This window comes from Chroococcidiopsis sp. SAG 2025 (assembly GCF_032860985.1).
Classification (GTDB): domain Bacteria; phylum Cyanobacteriota; class Cyanobacteriia; order Cyanobacteriales; family Chroococcidiopsidaceae; genus Chroococcidiopsis.
The window spans coordinates 5,700,940-5,724,748 of sequence record NZ_JAOCNC010000001.1 but is presented as its reverse complement, the minus strand read 5'-3'; the positions used below and the strand labels follow the sequence as shown (position 1 = coordinate 5,724,748).

The 23,809-nt window shown below is 44.3% G+C and carries 19 protein-coding genes; 10 read left to right on the top strand and 9 right to left on the bottom strand.

Annotation, left to right across the window (positions count from 1 at the left end; genetic code table 11):
- Positions 1-13: 13 nt before the first annotated feature.
- A complete protein-coding gene (gene pcrA / locus N4J56_RS28075) occupies positions 14-2,398 on the bottom strand; it encodes a DNA helicase PcrA (protein ID WP_317109423.1) in 2,385 nt (794 codons plus the stop codon).
- A 280-nt stretch (positions 2,399-2,678) separates the two neighbouring features.
- On the opposite strand from pcrA, the gene N4J56_RS28070 reads away from it, so the two are divergent.
- Entirely contained in the window at positions 2,679-3,206 is a 528-nt protein-coding gene (locus N4J56_RS28070; RefSeq protein ID WP_317109422.1) for a GrpB family protein, read from the top strand.
- A 92-nt stretch (positions 3,207-3,298) separates the two neighbouring features.
- Here the strand turns inward: N4J56_RS28070 and N4J56_RS28065 are convergent, their stop codons facing one another.
- Positions 3,299-4,081, bottom strand: coding sequence for an MOSC domain-containing protein (locus N4J56_RS28065; RefSeq protein ID WP_317109421.1), 783 nt, complete (start codon positions 4,079-4,081; stop codon positions 3,299-3,301).
- Between the two features lie 73 nt (positions 4,082-4,154).
- Positions 4,155-4,346, bottom strand: coding sequence for a DUF2949 domain-containing protein (locus tag N4J56_RS28060; protein WP_317109420.1), 192 nt, complete (start codon positions 4,344-4,346; stop codon positions 4,155-4,157).
- Positions 4,347-4,702: 356 nt separating this feature from the next.
- On the opposite strand from N4J56_RS28060, the gene N4J56_RS28055 reads away from it, so the two are divergent.
- Positions 4,703-5,668, top strand: a complete 966-nt coding sequence (locus N4J56_RS28055) for an orange carotenoid protein N-terminal domain-containing protein (RefSeq protein WP_317109419.1) — start codon at positions 4,703-4,705, stop codon at positions 5,666-5,668.
- Between the two features lie 238 nt (positions 5,669-5,906).
- Complete coding sequence (locus tag N4J56_RS28050) at positions 5,907-6,401, top strand: pentapeptide repeat-containing protein (RefSeq protein WP_317109418.1); 495 nt, start codon at positions 5,907-5,909, stop codon at positions 6,399-6,401.
- Positions 6,402-6,432: 31 nt separating this feature from the next.
- Here the strand turns inward: N4J56_RS28050 and N4J56_RS28045 are convergent, their stop codons facing one another.
- A complete protein-coding gene (locus N4J56_RS28045; RefSeq protein WP_317109417.1) occupies positions 6,433-8,355 on the bottom strand; it encodes an iron uptake porin in 1,923 nt (640 codons plus the stop codon).
- A 509-nt stretch (positions 8,356-8,864) separates the two neighbouring features.
- Between N4J56_RS28045 and N4J56_RS28040 the strand changes: the two genes are divergently transcribed.
- Positions 8,865-9,395, top strand: a complete 531-nt coding sequence (locus tag N4J56_RS28040; RefSeq protein WP_410500618.1) for a J domain-containing protein — start codon at positions 8,865-8,867, stop codon at positions 9,393-9,395.
- Between the two features lie 74 nt (positions 9,396-9,469).
- On the top strand, positions 9,470-9,742 hold the full coding sequence (locus N4J56_RS28035; protein ID WP_317109415.1) for a DUF3143 domain-containing protein: 273 nt from the start codon (positions 9,470-9,472) through the stop codon (positions 9,740-9,742).
- Positions 9,743-9,837: 95 nt separating this feature from the next.
- Here the strand turns inward: N4J56_RS28035 and uppS are convergent, their stop codons facing one another.
- The 3 genes from uppS to lysA form a co-directional block, all read right to left on the bottom strand.
- Entirely contained in the window at positions 9,838-10,584 is a 747-nt protein-coding gene (gene uppS / locus N4J56_RS28030) for a polyprenyl diphosphate synthase (protein WP_317109414.1), read from the bottom strand.
- Positions 10,581-11,519 carry a diadenylate cyclase CdaA gene (gene cdaA, locus N4J56_RS28025; protein WP_317109413.1) on the bottom strand — a complete coding sequence of 313 codons (939 nt, stop codon included), beginning with the start codon at positions 11,517-11,519 and terminating at the stop codon, positions 10,581-10,583. The genes uppS and cdaA overlap by 4 nt, the downstream gene beginning before the upstream one ends.
- Before the next feature lie 103 nt (positions 11,520-11,622).
- Positions 11,623-13,047 (bottom strand): diaminopimelate decarboxylase, encoded by a 1,425-nt coding sequence (lysA, locus tag N4J56_RS28020; protein WP_317109412.1) that lies wholly within the window; start codon positions 13,045-13,047, stop codon positions 11,623-11,625.
- A 150-nt stretch (positions 13,048-13,197) separates the two neighbouring features.
- Here lysA and rimI point away from each other — a divergent pair, with 150 nt between their 5' ends.
- Positions 13,198-13,851, top strand: a complete 654-nt coding sequence (gene rimI, locus N4J56_RS28015; protein WP_317109411.1) for a ribosomal protein S18-alanine N-acetyltransferase — start codon at positions 13,198-13,200, stop codon at positions 13,849-13,851.
- Between the two features lie 397 nt (positions 13,852-14,248).
- Positions 14,249-16,723 (top strand): ATP-dependent Clp protease ATP-binding subunit, encoded by a 2,475-nt coding sequence (locus N4J56_RS28010; protein ID WP_410500378.1) that lies wholly within the window; start codon positions 14,249-14,251, stop codon positions 16,721-16,723.
- A 192-nt stretch (positions 16,724-16,915) separates the two neighbouring features.
- On the opposite strand, the gene N4J56_RS28005 is transcribed toward N4J56_RS28010, so the two are convergent.
- Positions 16,916-17,635: an SGNH/GDSL hydrolase family protein gene (locus N4J56_RS28005; RefSeq protein WP_317109409.1), complete on the bottom strand. Its 720-nt coding sequence runs from the start codon at positions 17,633-17,635 to the stop codon at positions 16,916-16,918.
- Positions 17,636-17,724: 89 nt separating this feature from the next.
- The gene (locus tag N4J56_RS28000; RefSeq protein WP_317109408.1) at positions 17,725-20,538 is read right to left on the bottom strand and encodes a PAS domain S-box protein; all 2,814 of its coding nucleotides are present in this window, start codon (positions 20,536-20,538) and stop codon (positions 17,725-17,727) included.
- A gap of 528 nt (positions 20,539-21,066) precedes the next feature.
- Between N4J56_RS28000 and N4J56_RS27995 the strand changes: the two genes are divergently transcribed.
- From N4J56_RS27995 to crtO, 3 genes are all read left to right on the top strand, one after another.
- On the top strand, positions 21,067-21,195 hold the full coding sequence (locus N4J56_RS27995; RefSeq protein ID WP_317109407.1) for a hypothetical protein: 129 nt from the start codon (positions 21,067-21,069) through the stop codon (positions 21,193-21,195).
- Positions 21,196-21,234: 39 nt separating this feature from the next.
- Positions 21,235-21,732, top strand: a complete 498-nt coding sequence (locus N4J56_RS27990; protein WP_039713560.1) for a molybdenum cofactor biosynthesis protein MoaE — start codon at positions 21,235-21,237, stop codon at positions 21,730-21,732.
- Positions 21,733-22,090: 358 nt separating this feature from the next.
- The gene (gene crtO / locus N4J56_RS27985; protein ID WP_317109406.1) at positions 22,091-23,791 is read left to right on the top strand and encodes a beta-carotene ketolase CrtO; all 1,701 of its coding nucleotides are present in this window, start codon (positions 22,091-22,093) and stop codon (positions 23,789-23,791) included.
- The last annotated feature ends 18 nt before the right edge of the window (positions 23,792-23,809 follow it).

Genomic DNA, 23,809 nt, shown 5'->3' with positions numbered 1-23,809 from the left:
ACCAATTACCCATTTATTCCACTTTTTGCAGTGGATCGATTTTAGGATTGACAATTTTTGGCGTGCCGAGACTAGCAAACCGAACTGCTAAAGAGATTTTGTTACCAGAACCGAAAATGTGAGTCACTTCACCAATACCAAAGTTTTTGTGGAAAATACGATCGCCTACACGCCAGTCCCTCTCTAAATCTGCCTCTGATGAATTTTTGCTAGCACTATTATTTTGAGGATGGCTCCACTTTTGAGTTGGTTGATGAGTCGATCTAGTCGATGTATTAGGAACTTTTGCTTGGCTAGAAAGATGGAAACTGAGTAATTCTTTGGGTAATTCTGCCAGAAATTGAGATGCGATCGCAGGTTCGCGGGAACCGTAAAGACGGCGTTCGCGGGCGTGGGTGAGGTAAAGTATTTCTTGAGCGCGAGTAATTCCTACATAGCACAAGCGGCGTTCTTCTTCCAAGGATTTAGGATCGTCAAGCGAACGATAGTTAGGAAGTAGTCCTTGTTCCAACCCCACGAGAAAAACAACGGGAAATTCTAATCCTTTGGAAGCATGAAGCGTGAGGAGAGAAACAGCAGCTTGTCCTTCTTTCAAATTGTCTAAATCGGAAGTTAAAGCTGTACTGGCAAGAAAATTTGATAGGTTAACCTCCTCGTTTTCTTCTTCAAATTGTAGAACGGCGTTGTAAAGTTCTTGTACGTTTTGCAGCCTATCTAAACTTTCATCCGTGCCTTGACTTTGGAGGTCTTTAACATAGCCAGATTCATCTAAAACTCCCTGCACGATCGCACTCGGAGAAAGAGTATCTACCTGTTCTTGCCATTTGCGAATTAATTGGGCAAAATTGTTGACACCCTTAGCCGATCGCCCTGCTAAAGTGTTAACTGATGTCTCGTCGTTGAGAATTTCCCAAAAGGGTAAATTAAGTTGTTGGGCAGCATTAACTAAATTATCAATTGTAGTTTTACCTATACCGCGACGGGGAGTATTAATCACTCGTAATAAACTTACGGTATCGTAAGGATTGACAATTGCTCTTAAATATGCCAAAACATCTTTAATTTCTTTGCGATCGTAGAACTTCAATCCACCGACAATTGTGTAAGGAATACCCTGACGGACTAGATTCTCTTCTATGGGACGAGATTGAGCGTTAGTACGATAAAGAACGGCAAAACTACCCCAATTAAATTCTGAATGTTGCTGTTCTAAACTACGTAAATGGTTGATGACAAATTGGGCTTCGGCGATTTCATCATCAGCTTTATAGCAATAGATTTTTTCTCCTTCCCCTCGCGTTGGCTTCAGAATTTTATCGATCCGCTGGGTATTGTTTTCAATCAGTTGGTTAGCGGCTTGTAGAATAGTTTCTCTAGAGCGATAGTTTTCTTCTAACTTAACCATCGTACGAGTATCTTCGTCAGGTAAGCCATCACCAAAGTCGGCTTGAAAGTCTAGCAGAATGGTGAAATCTGCCATGCGAAAACTATAAATTGATTGATCGGCATCGCCAACTACAAAAATTGAGCGATCGCGCCAATCCCATTCACTTTTTCTCGTTTCACCGTTTGTTGTGAGTAAATTAATTAAATCGTACTGAATTCGGTTTGTATCTTGATACTCATCAACTAGAATATGTCTAAATCGCTGATGCCAATAGCCAAGAACTTGTTCGTTCTGCTGAAATAGCTTAACTGGCATTAAGATCAGATCGTCAAAATCCAAAGCGTTGTTTTCGGCTAGCTTATCTTCGTAATACCCGTAAACTTCTGCAATAACTCTACCGCGATAGTTAGGTTGCTCTCGTTCAAAATCGCGGGGAGAAAGTCCCTGGTTTTTAGCATTGCTAATAGTGTAACGGACGGAACGCGGTTCAAATTTTTTGTCGTCTAATTGGAGCTTTTTAGTAATAATTTCCTTGACTACACTTTGAGCGTCGGATTCATCGAAAATAGAAAAGTTTTTCGTCCAGCGTCTCCCTTTTTCATCTTGATATTTTTCAATATCAAATCGGAGAATCCGGGAAAACAAACTGTGAAACGTACCGATCCACAAATCTTTAATATAGGTTTTGTAAACTTGCGATCGCAATCTTGTTTGTTCGTGTGGGGCTAATTTATCTAATGGTTTATTGTATTGACTCAGTGCTATTTGTTCGGCAAAGATTTTTTGAATCCTGTCTTTCATCTCCCGTGCCGCTTTATTGGTAAAAGTCACGGCTAAGATATTATGAGGATCGACACGGTGTTTGAGAATCAGATTGGCAATTCGATAAGTTAATGCTCTCGTTTTACCAGAACCCGCACCCGCAACCACTAGCAAGGGACCGCAAAAATGCTCTACAGATGTACGCTGACTGGGGTTAAGATGACTTAAAAAATCTGTGGTTTTGCTCATAATTTAAAAACTAGAATTATAGTTTTATATTTAATAGCTGGAAATGTGCTATTCTTCGCTAAAATGTCCATGAATCTGTGCTAGAGCCGAGTCGTTGCGACATGACAATAATTTTCGGACTCCTGTGGTAGCCCTTCTTACTATAGAATGCCTCTGCTTGTCCTTCTCTATTAGAGAGACATCTAGCTAGACCATAGAAATTATATATTAGCCACTTTGTGGCAGTTGTAGGGATGCGAATTGAGGAGTGAGGAGTGAGGAGTGAGGGAAATTTAAAGGTATGGATAATATTGTCATCGTGGAATACGATCGCAAATGGGTAGAGTTATTCGAGCAAGAAGCTATTTACCTACGAAATCTGCTGGGAAAAGCTTCGATCCTCCGAATCGAACACTTCGGTAGCACAGCTATACCTGGAATGCCTGCTAAGCCCATAATCGATATATTAGTGGAAATTCCCAGCTTCGATCGCATTCAACAAGAAGCCTTACCCAAGTTAGTAGATGCAGGATATGAATATCTATGGCGTAGCGATCGCCCTCCAGGGTATATGATGTTTGTTAAGCGATCGTCTGATGGTAAGCGTACCCATCACATTCATATGGCGACTGCTGGAAACACATTATGGGAAAGATTGTATTTTCGCAATTATCTCTGTAGCCACCCAGAAGAAGCCACACGCTACGCACGACTAAAGCGAGACTTATCACAAAAATTTCCAGGCGATCGCGAGGCTTATACTAATGGTAAGAGCGAGTACGTTCATCTAATTACTACCAAAGCAAAATTAGACGCAACCAACTCTTAGTCCGCGCAGGCGGACTTTGCCTGTGTAGTCGCGAATTCTATTCGCCTTATTTTAATTCTGAATCGTAAGGTTGGCATTGCCCTTATTAGATTCTAGATTGAAACTGGATCGCCAATTCTTAAGATTTTTCCGACTTCTGACGATAGAATTTTTGTATTGATACTTAACCGATAAAAGTGGTCGAATCTCTCTGGAGTTGTCCAATCTGGTAAGGTTTCTTTACGTTTAGAAACAAAGATTTTCTGAAAATTCTCTGTTGCTACTGCTGTTTTTGAATCTCTTGTGGGTACGATGCATCTCGCACAAGGATTAATTCCAGCAAATACAACTGCTCCAATTTGAAACTGGATACTATCCCCTACTTTGGTAAATAATCGGTCTTCCCAAAATGGAGGTACGCCATCAATTTCTATATTTGCTCGTATCCGATTCCTCATTTCCTCAACACTTATGTCAGGAAACCAGGAGGCAACTTCTGCAAGCGTAGCTGCACTGATTACTGTAGGTCCAGAAGCATTAGTATCATCTGGAAACCCTGTGAAATTATTTTGCTTAATGTTGACAGGTAAACCAAAATAATTGCTCAACCAAGCTTCTAACTCCAAACGCTCTTTATCCAAGTGAAAAGTAACGCTCTCATCTGTTCCTTGGACTTGTAACGATAGCTGTTGACAATCTGCATCGAATTGCGATCGCAGCAAATGAACCTTAGCATTGCGCTTACCATTCACAAATCGCCCTTTTTGGTCAAATAAAGCATACTCGCGATCGTGCAGAAATGCGCCACTTGCCAATACACTGACTTGAGACAAAGTGATGCCATCAAGCGATTTAACCGGAAAAATCGAAATTTTTGCCAGATAAGGCTGTATCATAAGCCATCACTTTATATTGCTACTCAAGACAATAGCTGACGTGAAGTTACACGAGTTACAGCGTTAGTAGATCCTACACCATTTCTAACCAATCGAACACGCGGTTTAGTTGTGGCAAGGTAATAAATCCGTATTGCCAAAGTACCATCGGCAGAAAGTTTAGTTCCTGTTCTCCCTTTCTTAAAGCTAACGCGATCGCTGCTTCTGAAACCGACAATTCGTCGCGTAAAAAGCTCATCAAATCATCCCGAACATTAGATTTCATATACGTTTATCCAATTAATGTATTTTTTAACTAAATGGTAATGTAACAAGCATTGTAAAGTTATGCAACGTTTTCTCAGAATTATTTTAGCTTGCAGGCAGCACTTGGACTAGCCGCTACTGTGTAACTTGGTGTGCGACTGCGCGATCGCTTGCTCGATTAAACTACCTAATGGCGCGTGCTATCTACTGGATCGAGCGGCAAAGCGATCGAAATCGATAAATTTCTTTACAAAATTTAACTAGCTTGTTACATTTATTTACGTAACCAAGTGGGTACATGCCAAAGCCCCAGCTTTAGCATTTTGCCCTAAATCTCAAAATTGATTAATACAAAGCAATCTGGAGCTTCCGATCGTGACTTATACTATCGAGTCGGCACAAAATATCTTCTCTGGAACTCAAATCCCCAGTCCAATTCCAGCCACTATAGCGCTATTCGACCAACTGAGCGTTGACGATCGCCTAGCGTACCTTTGGTATGCTTACACGGAAATGGGTCGGACAATCACCCCCGCAGCTCCAGGCGCGGCTCGTTTACAACTGGCGGAAGGATTGCTCACCCAAATCAAACAAATGTCACCTGAAGAGCAAACCAAAGTCATGCGCGACCTTGCTAATCGCATTGACACTCCGATCAACCGTTCCTATGGTTTCTTCAGCGTGAATACCAAGCTAGCTTTTTGGTACGAGTTAGGAGAGTTGATGAAACAGGGGATCGTCGCTCCAATTCCAACTGGCTATCAAATGTCTCCTGGTGTCAAAGTCGTCCTAGAAGCAACCCAGAAACTCGATCCAGGTCAGCAGATCACAGTTCTGCGCAACACAGTCGTAGACATGGGATTCGATACATCCGACTTGGCTCCCAGCAGTTCTCGAAAGAGTGCAGAACCAGTATTTGAACGCACCGAACCCGTCACCACCAATGTCAAGATTGAAGGGATTAACGAGCCTGCGGTGTTGCAATATGTCGAAGCAATGAACGCAGACAATTTCGCCGCTGCTATTGCTTTGTTTACTGCTGATGGTGCTTTACAACCCCCATTTCAAAAGCCAATTGTCGGTCATGAGGCGATCGCGAAATACATGCGAGAAGAAGCACAAGGGTTAAACATGATGCCGAAACAAGGTATCTGTGAAGTACAACCGGATGGCTCCAAACAATTAAAAGTCACAGGTGTCGTCCAAACCCCTTGGTTTGGTGTCAACGTTGGGATGAATATTGCTTGGCGGTTTTTGATTAATCCTCAAGGCAAAATTTTCTTCGTAGCAATTGATATGCTTGCTTCTCCCCAAGAGCTACTCAACCTGAGTCGGATGTAAAACGTTATAGATGGGGGAGTGGTGCTAGTTAGTACTGCTCTTTCAAACCCAATATATCTCGCAGGCGGGGTGAAGAAATTGAGGAGATCCCAACCCCCTTAAAAAGGGGCTTTATAGGAGATCCCCCAATCCCCTTAAAAAGGGGGCTTTAAATTCCCCCCTTTTTTAGGGGAACCAGGGAGGATCGAGATCTTCAACTTCCGTGCGTAACTCCTGGCGTATTTATGAATACCGATCTATGAATGTTGAGACTCTACTGGGGCTTTATACTGCTGGCAAAAGAGATTTTAGCTGTTTTGACTTGCGCAGAGTCGATTTGAGTGAAATCAACTTGAGCGGAGCTATTTTGAGTAGAGCAGAATTAGCTGGAGCAAACCTAAATGGAGCAAACTTAAAAGGAGTTAAGCTCAGCGAGGCAAACTTATCTGGCGCTACACTCTGGAGAACGGATCTTAGCAATGCGACTTTGTATAAAGCCATCCTGAGTAGAGCAATTCTCATTAAAGCCAATTTGAGCAGTGTAGATCTACGTGACACTTTATTAAATAGAGCAGATTTGCGCTTAACGAATTTAACTGGAGCCAATCTCAGTGGTGCTAATCTGACCGGAACCGATTTACGTTACGCACAATTAAAGTTAGTAGAACTAACTGGGGTAGATCTGAGTAAAGCATGTATAGTTGGAGCATCGCTCCAAGACTCATTATTGTATGATTATGAGGAAAATAATTAGCTCTCTACCATCTGAGCAATGAAGCGATCGCTTAAAAGCTAAACTGCGCTCTTAAGTTACCTACATAGATCGTTGGGTTATCGCTAAAGTTATTTGGATTGGCAACCAGATAAAACGCTGGTACTAAAGCGATATTATCTGTTAGTGGAAAATAATAATTTGCTTCAAACTCGTACTGCACGCCACCATTTCCGCCGCCAGCAACGAGAAAATCGCGCCCGTCCAAGATGGCAAACGGTCTGACATAAGAGATAGTTAATAGCGCTCCCTCCTTACCCAAATCGGGGAAAGCAACGCCAGCTTGCATTGCTTGGGCTTCAATTTCTCCATCACTAGGCACTAGATTAGTCTTGGCGTAGGTGTAACGTCCGAATAAACCGATACCAGGAGTTAGCAACCAATCAAAATTAACTCCATAGGTATCAGCCAAACCAGCATCCAAACCACCATCAGCAACGAGTCCTGTCACTGGGTCGAATACCGCCGAACTGCCGTTATCTGCAATTCCGTAAATTGGCTCTCCCGCCGCGCCACCAATGACTCCACCAATTGCTTGAATCCGCGTCCGGTTGTATAACAGTCTCAAATTGAAATTTTGGCTGGGCGAGTAAGTGAGTTCAGCCGTTGCCGTGTACGTACCACCAAATAAGCCAAATCTCGGATCGCTAGAGGTGTTAAATCCAGGCGCGATCGTACTAGAAAGAAATTCTGTATTTTCTCCAATGTAACCTGCGGTCAATTGCAATTGCTTGCTAGGCTTCCAAGTTACAACCGCCCCCGATCCTCGGTCGATCGCATTGACTAGCGTACCGCCATTGGAGTTAAAACTATTCGCACCCGTGAGGATAAAGGTAAAAGCGTTGTAGTCAAATAGGCGATACCAGTTAATCCGGGGACCAAAAGCAATTTCAAGATTATCTCCCACGGGAAAACTGTAATACAGTTCGTGGATAACGACATCATTACCCAACCCTTGAATCCCTGCAGTTTGGTCGAAAAAGGGTACGCCATAGGTGTTGTACAGCCCTGCTGAGGTAAATTGGTTGGCGGGAGAGTCGGCATTACCTGCAACTAGCCGCACCTTGAGGCTATCCCTACCGTTGAAGGAAGTATCGAAATTCAACCAGATCAGATCGCTGAAAGTAATTTCTGGATCGTCTGTAAGTTCTTGTACAACTGGTCTACCTGTGGCTGCATCTCTTCCCCCTCGTCTAGCGACAACGCCGCCAAATGCAGCTGGCGGAAAGAGATCGACTGATTCAAATTGTACGTCACCATCGGCAAAAGCTCCCGTGACGTTAGCCCAAACTAGAGCGCTTAATTTCGTCGTAGTCGAGAATTGATTGGCTTCTAGTTCTGCTGTCGCTGCTTCTAAAGCATCCACGCGACCGCGCAAAGCAGACAATTCAGCGGCAAATTCTGTCTGCAATTTTTGCAGCGTATCGGCATCTTCTTGCTTAACGGTATCTGCCGATGCTGTAGCAATGAGTTCGTTAATTCTGTCCAAACAGGCATTCAAACCAGCCGCAAATTCGTATCTCGTTAAAGCACGGCTGCCTCGATAGGTGCTGTCTGGATATCCTGCAATACAACCATAGCGCTCTACCAAGGACTGTAACGCTTGAAATGCCCAGTCAGTAGGTTGGACATCTGATAGCTGCGATACAGATGTGACTTGCGCCATCGGGTCGCCTGCTGCTTCCGGTATCTCGACTCTAGGGGTCATCGCTAGATCGGTTTCAGGTTCTATGGAAGTACGATCGGTTGCGTGACGATCGCCGCGATCGGGAGGTAGCAATAATTTAGCTTCGCGATTGTAATTCGTGCTAACTAGTGTCTGTTTTGAGCTAACTTCTACCGCGTTAGTCTCTGCACTTACTCTATAACTATCAACGGCATGACACGCTAATATTACCGAGGCGATCGGCAATACTTGCAACAAGAATTTATGCATTTATCCTCACACCCAAACGCACGCTTTAATATTCAGAATGCAGGGTTTAGACTAGCAAAACTAGCTTCGGGTAAATGTGTTTTTATATACAATTCATTCGGACGCGCTGCGAACTCTCATTCAGAGTCTCGATCGCGTAACCAAAAAGCAAGCAAAAAAATTCTAAGTCTAGTCTAACCTTGTATTCATCCATCGGGAAAATTTGAAAATTTTGGCTTTATACTTAAGTTCTATAATTATTTGCTTGTCTAAAAAGTATGTTTCAACTAATTTAAAATTGCCAATATAGGAAAAATATATTTTTTTTGAAACAGAGATATTTTCTGTATTTTTAAGTTTAGCATTTTGAATCAAACGTAAATTTTATGACTACTAAACTTTTAAATTAAATCTGAGATGGAATGCAAGCTGCTTAGCATGAGTAGATTTAAAATAGATAAAAAACTAACCGCACTAGTCAAACTGCCGTGACTCAACACTGGGGAATGCCAAATAATAGCGATCGCCCCATGTCAGACCGCGTGTCAGACCGCATGACAGACCAAGCCACTCACTATACCCTGCTTGGACTGCATCCCTCGGCATCGCCAATCGAAATTCGTCGTGCCTACCGACATCTCAGCAAACTGTATCATCCTGACACAACCGACTTACCTTCAGCAATTGCTACTGTCAAATTTCAGCAGCTCAACGAAGCATATGCCACGCTGAGCAATCCAGAACGGCGGACGAATTACGACATGCATATTGGCTATTCTCGTCTGTATGTCATCCAACCACCTCCAGATTTTCAGCGCGCAGCCGCACGACCAGACGGACGGCGTTCCTCTGCTTACCTCGACCCTACAGATCGTCCCCTGTCATCTGGAGAAGTGTTTGTCTTGTTTATTTTGGGATTGACCTTCATAGGTTGTATATTATTGGCGATCGCTATTGCTACGATCCGGGGTGATACCTTGCAAACTCCAGTCCCACCAGCTCAGTTATCAATTGTCAGTGTAGAGATGTTACATGTAACGTCTCTACAAAGCGATCGCTAAAGAGTGGCGCTTTGGCTGGTGGCTAGGTAATTCCAACTTACGACTTACGACTTCTGACTTACAACTTCTAATATATGTCCTTACCTTCTGCCGACACTCCCTTATACAATCATCCTTTACCTCAAATCGAGCAGTGGTTGAAAGACCAAGGTTGTCAACAAGACCAAAAGCAACTGCATTGCTGGCGCATTCAAAAATCGAATTGGGAAGCCGAACTATGGTTAGATATCGACCAGTTGACAATCCGATACGTTGATGCTGAAGGAGTAGGACAAGACATTCAACGCTCTTTTAAATATTCTCTCAGCCGAAAAGATATAGAGCAGGCTGTATTTTCAGGTCCCTGACTCAATTTGAGATTTTAGATCTTCACACTTGTCTCTACTCTCTTAAAGAGCATCACACACTCTTTCCCTACTCCCTACTCCCTACTCCCTTACAATCACACTTTCCCAAACCGTCGTTCCCGCTGTTGGTAAGCAGCCAAAGCCCGATGAAACTCCGTGCGGTTGAAGTCTGGCCACAGAGACTCGGTAATATAAATTTCGGCATAAGCCATTTGCCAAAGGAGAAAATTACTGATGCGCATTTCTCCACTGGTGCGGATCAATAAGTCAGGATCGCTAATTCCAGCCGTGTAAAGGTGGCGCTCGAAGATTTCTTTGTCAATTTCTTCTGGTTGGAGCAAACCTTGCTGTACTTGCTGGGCGATCGCTCGACAAGCGTGTAAAATCTCCTGTCTACCACCGTAATTCGTGGCAATAGTGAAGCGGATACCTCGATTCGACCTCGTTTCAGCCATCGATCGCTCGATTTCCGATTGAAGACTTCGCGGTAAAGCCTCCAAATCTCCTACAAACCGAATTTGGACGTTTTCCTCTAGCATTTCCTGCAATTCTTTCCGCAGAACGCGCTCGAACAAAGTCATCAAAAATTCAACTTCTTCTAACGGTCTGCCCCAATTTTCAGTCGAAAAGGCATACGCCGTTAATGCTTGTATACCCCAATCTCGACAACAGCGTAATAAATCTTTGAGAACATCCACTCCCCGTTTGTGTCCCATGATACGGGGTAAACCCTGCTTTTTTGCCCACCTACCATTACCGTCCATAATTACTGCAACGTGTCTGGGCAGTTTTTCTTTTTCTAGATCGAGAGGCAATTGCAACACAATCGGCTTTACAGTCATTTTTTATTTCGGGGAGACGCTGGTAAGTTTAGACCAAAAAGCGCAAAAAAACGAGTCATGAGAATCCTAACTCGGTTGCCAATTTGATTTACCAGACCGCGTATGCTTGGGGCTACAGCTTCCCGTTCCACAGCTGGCGAGAATCGAGCTTCCAACAATTCTTTCAGTTTACTGCTGGTCAGCGGTTTATTTAATATCCCCCGTTCTGCAAGCGAAATTGACCCTGTTTCTTCCGAAACGACCACGCATACGCAGTTTTCTACCTTCTCCGTGATACCTAAAGCGGCTCGATGGCGCGTCCCCAATTGACGAGGAGCTGGACGTTCGTAGAGGGGCAAAATCACCGCTGCTGCGACTACCCGCGAACCTCGAATCAAACAAGCGCCGTCATGCAATGCTGTTTTTGGATGAAAAATTGTCAGTAAAATTTCTTTTGAGACTTCCGCATTTAACTTTACGCCTGGAACTTTGAGATCTCGCTCGTCAATGGGACTGTCTGTTTCCAAAATGAGCAAAGCACCGATGCGATTTTGAGACAGTTCTCTGACCGCATCTACGATTTCATCAATGACGCTATCAGGTTTGGGTACGATACGTCTTCCTGGCTGCAATAACTGTTGAAATTCTCCCCTACCCAATTGTTCTAAAAAGCGGCGAAACTCAGATTGGAAAGTGACTGCCATTGCTACAGCAGAACCAACCACCAATTTCTCCAATACAAAACTCAATAGCGGCAAACCCAGTCTGGCACTGATGGCAGAGGCAAGCATGAGGAGAATAAAACCCCTGACCATCCACAAGGTGCGGCGCTCTCCAATGATGACCAGCACCATGTAGATCAGCGCCAAAACCAAGCCCAGATCGATAGCGTAAAATAACAACGACTGAGTCCAGCCAAAGTCTGTTGTCAGCCATTGCTTCCACCAATCTCTCATGAGCGAAATATGAAATCTGAAGAATTAAGTTTGTTGACGGTTGGCGGTTAACGGTTAGTGGCTGACTGTTAACGGTCAACTGTTAACTGCCAACCTTGTGTTCTTAGCTTAATAGTGAATTGGGCAGGCAATCTTGCCGAATTAAGTCTTGATAGGTTTCACGCCGCAGAAGCAGCTTTGCTTCTTGGTTCGCTACTACCACTGCTGCTGGTCGGGGCAAGCGGTTGTAATTGGAAGCCATGCTGTAGTTATAAGCACCAGTTCCCATTACTACCAAAATATCCCCTGGTTCGGTTTGTGGTAAAGATGCCTCTTTAATTAGGATATCGCCTGACTCGCAGTGTTTTCCAGCTACTGTGACGGTTTCGCTGACTGGTGCGGACATTCGATTGGCAACTACAGCACGATAGAGCGATTGATAGGTAATCGGTCGAGGATTGTCGGACATCCCGCCATCGATCGCCACATATGTCCGAATTTCCGGTACGGTTTTGCTAGAGCCAATCGTATAGGCAGTAACGCAAGCAGTACCGATTAGCGATCGCCCGGGTTCGCACAATAATTTTGGTAAAGGTAAGTTTTGGGACTCGCAGGCTGCTTTCACTGCTTGGCAAAGTGCTTGTACCCATTCGTCAATACTGGGTGGATCGTCAGATTCTGTATATCGAATTCCCAATCCACCTCCTAAATTTAACTCCGTAACTGGCAGCCCGTAGCTTTTCGCTTTTTCCATCCACTGCACCATCACTTCAGCCAAATCTTGATGGGGTTGGCGCTCGAAAATTTGTGAACCGATGTGGGCGTGCAATCCGACACAAGTTAAATTGGTTTGTTGTCCGATAAAGGCAAAAACTGCTTCAATTTGGTCGGGATCGAAACCAAATTTACTATCCAAATGTCCCGTTCTGATGTAGTCGTGGGTATGGCAGTCGATTCCTGGTGTTAATCGCAACATTATCCGAGTTTGTTGTAGAGAAGTTGCACGCAACTTCTCTACAATATTTACTAAGGACTTCAGCTCGTACCAGTTGTCTACTACAATCGTGCAGCCAGACTCGATCGCCAGCGACAATTCTTCTACAGATTTGTTGTTACCGTGAAAGTAGATAACTTCTGGCTTGACACCTGCTTGTAGTGCAGTATAAAGTTCTCCTCCAGAAACAACATCAATTCCCAAGCCTTCAGAGTGGGCGATCGCGCATACTCCCAAGCAACTCCAAGCTTTTGAGGCATAAAGTACCTGAAATTCTCCAGGGTAATAGTTTTGAAACGCCTCGCGATACTGACGGCAAGCGCTGCGGAGGGATTCTTCGTCTAGAATATATAGCGGCGAACCAAACTGCTGTACGAGCTTTGTCACGTCACAACCACCAATTTCTAGATGGTCGTGGCTGTTGATTCCTGCTGTCAGTGGTAAAAGTTCTTGGTTGGGCGATCGCTTAGCAGCGTCTCCATTGTTGCCTTTGTTTGCGTTAGGAATATATTGACGACCGGAATTTTCGATTCCAGCGGGCTGAGTCGATAACATAATCGTGTAAGCTATCCTCTTGCAGGATGTGAGTGGGTCTAAACTTTAAGTTTACAATTGCAGCCTGTCAGTTATCGGTGTAGAGACGTTACATATAACGTCTGTACAAAGTTATCAGTTATCAGTGAGTCGTGAAAATACAAACGATCGATGACAAATGACCGCTACTCCTCATCGCGAATGAGTGCTAGCCTATCAATTCAACCAATATTGCCATCTGTCCTACCTGCCGTACTGGAACTCGACAATCTTTGTTTCGGTAAACTGTGGACTCTCGAAGCCTATCAACGGGAAATAGATAGCCCCAATAGCGAGTTACTGGGATTATTTCTGCAAAAAAACCAGGATCGAGAAAATACTTCCGACTTCCGACTTCCGACTTCCGACTTGCTCGCAATGGCCTGTCTCTGGGCAATTTTAGATGAAGCTCACATTACCTTGCTGGCGGTTCATCCCGATTACCAGGGACGAGGCTTAGGACAAGCATTGCTGTGGGGATTGATGCAGGCTGCACGCGATCGCACTTTGTCACGAGCGACTCTGGAAGTGAGGGAATCTAATCAACCAGCTATCTCTCTTTACAGCAAATTTGGTTTTCAACTAGCTGGACGCAGGCGGCGTTACTACAAAGATACGAATGAAGATGCCCTGATTCTGTGGCGGGGTGGGTTGCAGCGATCGGAATTTCAAGCCCAGTTGACAGGCTGGCACGATCTGGCAAGCGATCGCCTCCAACAATCTGGTTTCAGCTTAAACGTTCAAAAACTAGAGATTACCCGTCCAGAGTCAAGAAATTTGAGCTAAAAAGCTTGACAAGTGACTGATTTTATCCACATAATTTCTGGTTGGAAGCAATTACGCGGCTGAAATACTGATGGATTTATCCCGAATTAAGAGCGACAAGCAATCGCTTTTTCAGGCTGAGTCAAGGGCAGCAATTACAGCAGATAAGCGGAGCTTCTGAGTTGAGGCAAAAATTTTGACTGCATAAGGCGGTTTTTGCCAGGTTAGGTGGCGTAGTGACGCTCTGAGATATGAATTGCAAAGTAGGCGTGGATTAAAAAACTATTAACAAAAGATAAAGATTGCGCTCGCAGTAGGTGAATCCTGAGCTGGTTGTCGGTAATATCAATAGACAGCCAGATAATTAGCATGTGCTAAAATCAGCGTACCGGCACGACTCAGGTGATGGAATACAGCCATGTTTGAACGCTTCACAGAAAAAGCAATTAAGGTGATCATGCTGGCCCAGGAAGAAGCTCGCCGCCTGGGTCACAACTTCGTAGGCACAGAGCAGATCCTCCTGGGTCTGATTGGAGAAGGCACGGGCGTAGCAGCTAAAGTCCTCAAAACGATGGGTGTCAATCTCAAAGATGCCCGGATCGAAGTAGAGAAAATTATCGGACGCGGCTCGGGATTTGTAGCTGTAGAAATTCCCTTCACCCCAAGAGCGAAGCGGGTTCTGGAGCTATCTTTAGAAGAAGCTCGCCAATTAGGGCATAACTACATTGGCACTGAGCATCTCCTGTTGGGTCTGATCCGTGAAGGAGAAGGCGTAGCGGCTAGAGTGTTGGAAAACTTGGGAGTTGACCTATCGAAGGTACGCACTCAGGTAATTCGCATGTTGGGAGAAACGGCTGAAGTTTCGGCAGGCTCCCAGTCTGGACGCACCAAGACCCCCACATTGGACGAGTTCGGTTCCAATTTGACCCAAATGGCAGGAGAAGGCAAACTCGATCCTGTAGTCGGTCGTGAAAAAGAAATCGAGCGCGTGATTCAGATTCTGGGTCGGCGCACGAAAAATAATCCCGTGCTGATCGGGGAACCAGGGGTAGGTAAGACCGCGATCGCTGAAGGTTTAGCCTCTCGGATCGCCAACAAAGACGTACCCGACATTTTGGAAGAAAAGCGCGTCGTCACCCTTGACATTGGCTTGCTCGTAGCAGGTACGAAATATCGAGGTGAATTTGAAGAGCGTTTGAAGAAGATTATGGACGAAATCCGTTCTGCTGGGAACGTGATTTTGGTAATTGATGAGGTGCATACCCTAATCGGTGCGGGTGCAGCAGAAGGGGCGATCGATGCAGCAAATATCCTGAAGCCAGCCTTGGCACGGGGTGAATTGCAGTGTATCGGTGCAACAACCCTGGATGAGTATCGCAAGCACATCGAGCGGGATGCAGCCCTAGAACGACGCTTCCAACCCGTGATGGTGGGCGAACCTTCCGTTGATGAAACTATTGAAATTCTCTTCGGACTGCGCGATCGCTACGAGCAGCACCACAAGCTGAAAATCTCCGATGCGGCGCTAGAAGCAGCAGCCAAACTGTCCGACCGTTATATTAGCGATCGCTACCTGCCAGACAAAGCCATTGACTTAGTTGACGAAGCAGGTTCGCGGGTACGGTTAATTAATTCCCAGTTACCGCCAGCGGCGAAGGAATTAGATAAAGAACTGCGTCAGGTATTGAAAGAAAAAGACGATGCCGTTCGCACCCAAGATTTCGACCGGGCGGGAGAACTGCGCGATCGCGAAATGGAACTGAGAGCCGAAATTCGGGCGATCGCTCAATCGAAAACTGGTAGCACTAAGAGCGAGGGTGAAGACTCTCCCGTAGTCACCGAAGAAGATATCGCTCAAATTGTCGCTTCTTGGACTGGCGTACCAGTCAACAAGCTGACCGAATCCGAGTCCGAAAAGCTGCTGCACATGGAAGATACCCTGCACCAGCGCTTGATCGGTCAAGAAGAGGCTGTTAAAGCGGTTTCCAAGGCAATTCGCCGCGCCCGTGTCGGCTTGAAGAATCCCAACCGTCCGATCGCTAGCTTTGTGTTCTCTGGTCCTACTGGGGTTGGTAAAACCGAGTTAACAAAATCTTTGGCGGCTTACTTCTTCGGTTCCGAAGATGCGATGATCCGCTTGGATATGTCGGAGTACATGGAACGGCACACCGTTTCTAAATTAATTGGTTCGCCTCCTGGCTATGTCGGTTATAACGAAGGCGGACAGTTAACAGAAGCCGTGCGTCGTCGTCCTTATACCGTCGTGCTATTCGATGAAATTGAAAAAGCACACCCCGATGTCTTCAACATGCTATTGCAAATTTTAGAAGACGGGCGGTTAACGGATGCCAAGGGGCGTACTGTAGACTTCAAGAACACCTTAATTATTCTTACCTCTAACATTGGTTCCAAGGTAATTGAAAAAGGTGGCGGTGGAATTGGCTTTGAATTCTCTTCGGAAGATGCAGCCGAAACTCAATACAACCGCATCCGTTCCTTGGTGAATGAAGAGTTGAAACAATACTTCCGTCCAGAGTTCCTCAACCGCTTGGATGAAATTATTGTCTTCCGTCAGTTGAGCAAGGCAGAGGTGAAAGAAATTGCCGATATCATGCTCAAGGAAGTCTTCGGACGCTTGGATGAGAAGGGCATTACCCTAACTGTTACCGAACGATTCAAGGATCGCTTGGTAGAAGAAGGCTACAACCCCAGCTACGGTGCGAGACCATTACGCCGTGCCATTATGCGCCTGTTAGAAGATAGCTTGGCAGAAGAAATTCTGTCCGGTCGCATCAAAGAAGGCGATGAAGCTGTGGTGGATGTCGATGACACTGGTAATGTAAAAGTGTTATCGCAAGAGCGCAAAGAGTTATTGCCTCAAGCAGCCGAGTAGTTAATTCAGTTAATTTAAGTCGTTAATAGGGTGGGCAATGCCCACTTTTTTATTTACTAATTTTTATTGGCTAATTTTTCCACTTTCTAATCGGTGTCCTAGAAGGAGAAATTCTAGTGGAATCGACAGTAATTCGCGAATCATCTCGATAATAGTAACTGGTCGTGCCGTCACCTTCAGCTCATCACGAGTTTAATTTGCATTCAATATTGCATTTTTAATGGCTTGATGCCCTAAATCATTAGGATGAATGAAATCGTTGCTAACTAAAGAATTAGCACCACGATCGAGCATGTACTGGTAAACGTCTGCCCATTTCGTATGATATCGCCGCGCGATCGCTTTGGTTGCATCCCGATATTGCCGATGTTTTGTAGTAGAACCTGCATTATAGGGCGGGTAGAGAGAATAACCAGTAGGATTTATGTAAGGGGGAGAACCAATAACAATGTGACTGGGAGGGATTCCACCTGAAATTAGTCCCGCTACTACTTCATCTAAATCATTTTGAAAGTTCATTGTCGAAAAATTAGCTCCGTTGTAGCGCAGATCGTTTAAGCCGTAGAGAATATAAACATAATTAGGAGAGCGCTGAATGATATCTTGCTGATAGCGATCGCGACCGTTATTTGCTAAAACTGGAACAGTATTTTGTAAAACTGTAGCGGAAATTGCTTGGTTATCTTCTTGCAGATTCAAAGCATTTGTGACCAAGGTAGACCAGCGATGACTGCTGTTTGATGCACCGTCACCATGCGTAATACTATCACCAAAAAAAATCGCGACTTGATGTCCAAAAGTTACACTCGCACTACCGTGTACGATGATTGCGATCGCTATGTATAGTACACTTAGTAAGACTGACTTTAGTAATAAAACTGGCTGTTTGGAACGAGTTTTTTGACTGTTCAACAGAAATACGCTCCTCAACTGACGAGATTTTTTTCAATCTTGTCAAATCTAGTTAATTTTAAATCTAGTTAATTTTAAAATAACTAAAGCTATTCTGTATCCAACAACTGGCGAATAGTTCTTAGTAACTCTTGAGCAGTGTAGGGTTTGACCAAAAATGCCTTAACCCGATCGCCTACAGATGTCAATAATCGATCGTTTGCTGCCAACCCACTTGTAGCTATAATTTTGACTTCAGAATTCAGTTTTTGTAATGTGCGAATCGTCGTGACACCATCCATTGCAGGCATCATCATATCGACCATCACCACGCTAATTTCCGAGCGATGTTGCACGTAAATCGCGATCGCATCAATCCCGTCAACCGCAGTCAGTACTCGATAATTATGTGCTTCTAAAGAAGTTTTAATAATCTCACGAATTGCTACTTCGTCATCTGCAACTAAAATCAATTCTCCATGACCAAATGGAATTTCTCGTTCGGGCGATTGTGGCTGTTCTTCAGCCTCTTTTGCAGGTAGATACACCTGAAATTGAGTTCCTTTTTTCTCCTCACTCGTGACTTGAATAAACCCCCCGTGTCCTTTAACAATTCCAATTGCGGTAGAAAGTCCTAACCCAGTGCCTTTCCCAATGTCTTTGGTTGTGAAAAACGGCTCAAAAATTCTCTCTTGCACTGCTTTTGACATTCCCATTCCTGTATCTGCAATGGTGATGACAACATATGCACCAGCCTTTGCTTCTAAATGCATCCCTGCATAATGTTCATCTACTAACAAGTTCTCAGCCGCAATTTTTAAAACTCCACCATTCGGCATTGCATCGCGAGCGTTGACGCACAAATTCATTAAGACTTGATGCAGTTGCGTAGCATTGCCAGCCGCCGCCCATAAATCTGGGGCGATATCTGTATAAACTGCTATTGACTTAGGAAAAGTCTCTTTGATAACTTGTTTGATTTCTGCTAATAAATGTCGCAGTTGTAAAACCGTTTGTTGTCCTTCAACCCCACGAGCAAATGATAGCACTTGCTTGATCAAAGCCGCACCCCGCTTTGCATTAGTCTCGATTGTTTGTAAAATCTGCAAGTTGCGCGTGTCGTAGGTTTTCAACTGCAACAGTTGGGCTGACATTAAAATTGGAGCCAAAACATTGTTTAAATCGTGAGCGATACCACTGGCAAGAGTACCGATACTTTCTAATCGCTGAGCGCGTAAAAATTGAGCTGTCAGTTGTTTTTTCTCAGTAATATCTGTATCGACGCATAAAATCGATTTGGGTTGTCCTTGTTCGTCGCGCATCAACGTCCAACGGCTTTCGACGACGATCTCTTTGCCAGCTTGTGTGACTTTTTCTAACTCGCCATACCACTCACCTGTGCTAAGAACTGATTGCAAAGCTTGGGCGTGTAAAGACACTTTTTTGTATAACAGCTCAAATGCACTCGTGCCTATAGCCTCTACTGCTGTCCAACCATACAGCCGCTCTGCACCGCGATTCCAATATAAGATGCGATCGCTACTGCAATCTTTGACCAAAATGGCATCGGTAGTGACATCTAATAAAGCAGCCTGTTGACGAATCTTCTGCGCTGCTTGCTTACTTTCAGTAATATCTTCAACAATATAAGCAAATCGAGCCTGATGCTCTCGCTCGCCAGCAATTGCCGAAACTGTGGCTGAGAGCCATTTTTTCCCTAATGGTGTTGTGTGGGAGTACACAAATTTAACTGGAGTTAGGCTGCGTTCTGCTTCTCGGTAACGTTCGATCCAAGTTTGGATGTGATGCTGCGGTACTCCCATCTCGCTCGCAAGTCGGTGCTGCATCATCTGAGGAGATAAGCCGAAAAAATTGGCAGCAGCAGCGTTGTCAGAAATATGTAAAATATCGTTTTCGCGCAGTTCTACGATCCCCATCATCATGGAGGCGCTGTCATAGAAACTCCGCAGAATCGATTCGCTTTCTCCCAGTGCGGCAGCTGCTGTAACGCGATCGCTAATATTGGTTAAAATGCTAACGAAATAGAGCAAACTTCCCGTATTTGAGCATACGGGGATAATTTTTATCTCGCTCCAGAACGTTTGTGCGTCAGCTCGATAATTTAATAGCGTGGTTTGCACTTCTGTATTTTGAGCGATCGCCCGCTCGATTTTGGCGATCGCTTGCGGATCGGTGGCTGTTCCACAAAGCAAGCGCCAATTTTTGCCTAATACTTCTGTTAGTTGGTATCCAGTCATGCGGCAGAAAACTGAATTAGCATAGACAATCGGACACCCATGCTGATGCGGATCGGTAATGAAAATTCCTTCAGAAACAGCAGCCATTGCTTGAGCCAGCATCAAATTTTTTGCCGATGCTTGTTTCAGAGCTGCAACTGAACGATCGAACTGAGTATGAGCTATGGTTAACTCTGCTAACTTGCGCTGTAATTCTAACTGGGTAACGATCTGCTGGCTGAGAACTTTGAGTATGGCAATTTGTTCGGGATTTAACTCTCGCGGTACGTAATCGATGACGCACAAAGTCCCCAAGGCGTAACCTTCCGGCGTTACCAATGGTGCGCCAGCATAAAATCGAATTTGCGGATCTGTCGTGACGAGAGGATTAGTCGCAAATCGTTCGTCGCGCAAAGCATCTGGAACGATGAATACATCTCGTTGTAAGATTGCGTGAGCGCAAAAAGCTAAATCGCGATGGGTCTGAGTGACGGTTAAACCAACTTTAGACTTAAACCATTGCCGATCACGATCGATCAGACTAATCAGAGCAATCGGGGTAGCGCAAATCCGAGCAGCGAAATGGGTAAGACTATCAAATTCAGCTTCAGGCTGAGTGTCTAAAATTTGGTATTTATTGAGGGCTGCAAGCCTCATAGCTTCATTTATAGGCGCTACAGCTTTCATACTCTTTCCTACGCTCAATTACGCTCTTTGATTATTTTTCCCCTTCGATCGCTCTGGAAAAACAAATAGCTTTGATTCCGTTTTTGCTAGCAGGTTATCTATTCTGAATCTTTGCGATCGAGGCAAATAGATCGCGATCGCTAGTTTATGCTGTTACTCCACTCTATTTATTTAGATAGATGACAAATACGTGAATATTGCTTTTGAATTACCGAAATCGCTATGGGGATCGCTAAAAAAACCTTTTATTATAGTAATGTTTTTATTTGACTTTTGTTATATTTTTTTTTGACAATTTTTAATCATTTTCAAACAAAATACATAAATCTAGAGCGTAATTATTTTGAGTAAAATTACTCAAATCAAGGAACGATTGGAGTATCGAAAAGCTAGTATACGCGATCGCTTTCTAAAATCAATTGTCTCAATAGATAAAAATCTATATAGAACTAAATCGCGAATGCTAACAAATTTGTTGAGAAAAGTTAAGAATGCGAGCAGTTATCAGTAAAGAGTGACTAGTGGCTGGTGACTAGAAAAGATTTCAGCCAAAGCGTCATTGGTTCCACCAGCCACTCATCAACAACTGTCAACCAACAACCGTCCCAAGCCGGATATTTTGGCTCAGAACCCGCCCCTACGAATACTTGCTACTAGAATAAATACAGTCCTTCTGAACGCAGAGAATAGAAAAACGTGAGCAACGCGGGAGTTACTACTAACTACCTCTCATCTCCAGTCAAAGTGAGGTCGGAAGATAGCTTTGCGATAACTTTCGCACCTTTGTCTTTAGATGCAGTCTATGCCCTTGCCGATGACCCAGGCAATGGAGCGATTGTCGTTATGAGTGGGATGGTACGCAACCAAACTGACGGTAAACCAGTAGTATCGTTGGAGTATCAAGCGTACGAACCGATGGCAATGCAGATCTTCAAGCAAATTGCAGCGGAGATTCGCCAACAATGGCAAGACGTGAATCGAGTCGCTATTTACCATCGCATCGGTAAGTTAAAAATTGGAGAAATTAGCGTTTTAGTCGGCGTAGGTTGTCCCCATCGTTCTGAAGCATTTGAAGCCTGTCGCTATGCGATCGACACGTTAAAGCATAATGCCCCGATCTGGAAAAAAGAACACTGGCAAGACGGCTCTTCCAGTTGGGTGAGCATTGGGGCGTGCGAGACTCAAGGATGCTGAAGTCTTGCTACGGTGGGCATTGCCCACCCTACAATTGAATTTCGACTCGGGTCAGTTGCTAAACCCCAGGGCAAAAATCAACACAGCACCTATGACTGCTAAGATCGAAAGCACCATACCTGCATTTGGACTACCTTTGAAGGAATAGTTTTTGTCATCCATTAGGTATACCTCTGTTTTACAAAGCTACGTGCATTGTTACATTTAGCCATTTCCGAGCCATCGGTCGTGCGAGAGAAATATACTCAATGCGGCAGTAAAACATAGCCCTTATCTTTATCTTCTACCCCCAGACAATTGTATATTCTTTGACTTCTGCCTAATATCGGAGAGAGATAATCTGGCTGGAGTAGAGAATATGCAGGCTTATGATATTGTCATCATTGGGGCAGGACACAATGGCTTAGTGTGCGCGGCTTATCTATTAAAAGCCGGATATAGTGTTTTATTATTGGAAAAGCGCTCTGTTCCTGGTGGAGCAGCAACGACAGAAGAATGTTTACCTCAAGAAGCACCAGGATTCAAATTTAACCTTTGCGCGATCGATCACGAATTTATTCACCTTGGACCAGTCGTTCAAGAACTAGAACTAGAAAAGTATGGATTGGAATATCTTTATTGCGATCCAGTAGTTTTCTGTCCGCATCCAGATGGCAAGTACTTTTTAGGTCATAAATCTGTTGACAAGACTTGTGCGGAAATTGCCCGTTATAGTCAACGAGATGCAGAAAAATATGCTGAATTTACAGATTATTGGCAACGGGCGCTCGGTGCGATGATTCCGATGTTTAACGCTCCACCCAAGTCATTATTAGATATCCTCGGTAACTATGACATTACCAAAATAAAAGATTTATTTTCTGTGATTGGTTCTCCCTCAAAAACTTTAGACTTTGTGCGTACCATGCTCAGTAGTGGGGAGGACATGGTAAACGAATGGTTTGATTCTGAATTTTTAAAAGCACCTCTAGCTAGGCTCTCATCAGAACTGGGTGCGCCTCCTTCGCAGAAAACCCTTGGGATTGGTGCAATTATGATGGCTATGCGTCACGATCCGGGGATGGCTAGACCGCGTGGTGGTACGGGTGCATTAGTGCAAGCTTTAGTGAATCTAGTCAAAAGTAAGGGTGGTGAAATTCTTACCGACCAGCATGTAGAGAAGATTTTAATTGATAACGGTCGGGCTGTGGGTGTAAGAGTTGCTAATGGTAAAGAATATCGAGCCAAAAAAGCTGTTATTTCTAACATTGATGCTCAGCGAATATTTCTACACATGGTAGATCCGAGCGAACTGGATGCTGCCGAACCCCATTTACGCGAAAGATTAGAACGTCGAATTGTCAATAATAATGAAACAATTCTCAAAGTCGATCTAGCAATTGATAAACCACTGTGTTTTGAGCATCACGAACACAAAGATGAATATTTAATTGGCTCAATTTTGATCGCCGATTCTGTCAGCCATGTAGAACAAGCACACAGTTTGTGTACGTTAGGGCAAATTCCTGATGCGAATCCATCTATGTATGTCGTTATGCCTACAGCGCTCGATCCTTCAATGGCTCCGGCTGGAAAGCATACAGTTTGGATTGAATTTTTTGCACCATATCAAATTGCTGGGGCAGAAGGTACGGGGTTAAAAGGGACGGGTTGGACGGATGAGTTGAAACACAAAGTTGCCGATCGCATCATCGATAAACTAGCAGAATACTCTCCTAATGTAAAAGATTCCATTATTGCCCGTCGAGTCGAAAGCCCGGCTGAATTAGGTGAAAGATTAGGTGCATATAAAGGTAATTATTACCATATTGATATGACTCTCGATCAGATGGTTTTCTTCCGTCCTTTGCCAGAAATAGCTAACTATAGAACTCCGATTGATGGCTTATTTCTTACAGGTGCGGGAACTCATCCAGGCGGCTCGATTTCGGGGATGCCAGGGCGCAATTGTGCTAGGGTATTTTTGCAGACGCAAAATCCGCTATCGCAAACGATTAAGGATGCAAGAGAGTCGGTGAAGTCAACTTTTGAATCCGTGTTTGGCACGAAACAAGGTTGAATTTTAAGTTGAAAATCT

Bases quoted from the DNA above. Each gene is read 5' to 3' on its own strand.
- pcrA (WP_317109423.1), bottom strand. From the start codon at position 2,398: ATGAGCAAAACCACAGATTTTTTAAGTCATCTTAACCCCAGTCAGCGT.
- N4J56_RS28070 (WP_317109422.1), top strand. From the start codon at position 2,679: ATGGATAATATTGTCATCGTGGAATACGATCGCAAATGGGTAGAGTTA.
- N4J56_RS28065 (WP_317109421.1), bottom strand. From the start codon at position 4,081: ATGATACAGCCTTATCTGGCAAAAATTTCGATTTTTCCGGTTAAATCG.
- N4J56_RS28060 (WP_317109420.1), bottom strand. From the start codon at position 4,346: ATGAAATCTAATGTTCGGGATGATTTGATGAGCTTTTTACGCGACGAA.
- N4J56_RS28050 (WP_317109418.1), top strand. From the start codon at position 5,907: ATGAATGTTGAGACTCTACTGGGGCTTTATACTGCTGGCAAAAGAGAT.
- N4J56_RS28045 (WP_317109417.1), bottom strand. From the start codon at position 8,355: ATGCATAAATTCTTGTTGCAAGTATTGCCGATCGCCTCGGTAATATTA.
- N4J56_RS28040 (WP_410500618.1), top strand. From the start codon at position 8,865: ATGTCAGACCGCGTGTCAGACCGCATGACAGACCAAGCCACTCACTAT.
- N4J56_RS28035 (WP_317109415.1), top strand. From the start codon at position 9,470: ATGTCCTTACCTTCTGCCGACACTCCCTTATACAATCATCCTTTACCT.
- uppS (WP_317109414.1), bottom strand. From the start codon at position 10,584: ATGACTGTAAAGCCGATTGTGTTGCAATTGCCTCTCGATCTAGAAAAA.
- cdaA (WP_317109413.1), bottom strand. From the start codon at position 11,519: ATGAGAGATTGGTGGAAGCAATGGCTGACAACAGACTTTGGCTGGACT.
- lysA (WP_317109412.1), bottom strand. From the start codon at position 13,047: ATGTTATCGACTCAGCCCGCTGGAATCGAAAATTCCGGTCGTCAATAT.
- rimI (WP_317109411.1), top strand. From the start codon at position 13,198: ATGACAAATGACCGCTACTCCTCATCGCGAATGAGTGCTAGCCTATCA.
- N4J56_RS28010 (WP_410500378.1), top strand. From the start codon at position 14,249: ATGTTTGAACGCTTCACAGAAAAAGCAATTAAGGTGATCATGCTGGCC.
- N4J56_RS28000 (WP_317109408.1), bottom strand. From the start codon at position 20,538: ATGAAAGCTGTAGCGCCTATAAATGAAGCTATGAGGCTTGCAGCCCTC.
- crtO (WP_317109406.1), top strand. From the start codon at position 22,091: ATGCAGGCTTATGATATTGTCATCATTGGGGCAGGACACAATGGCTTA.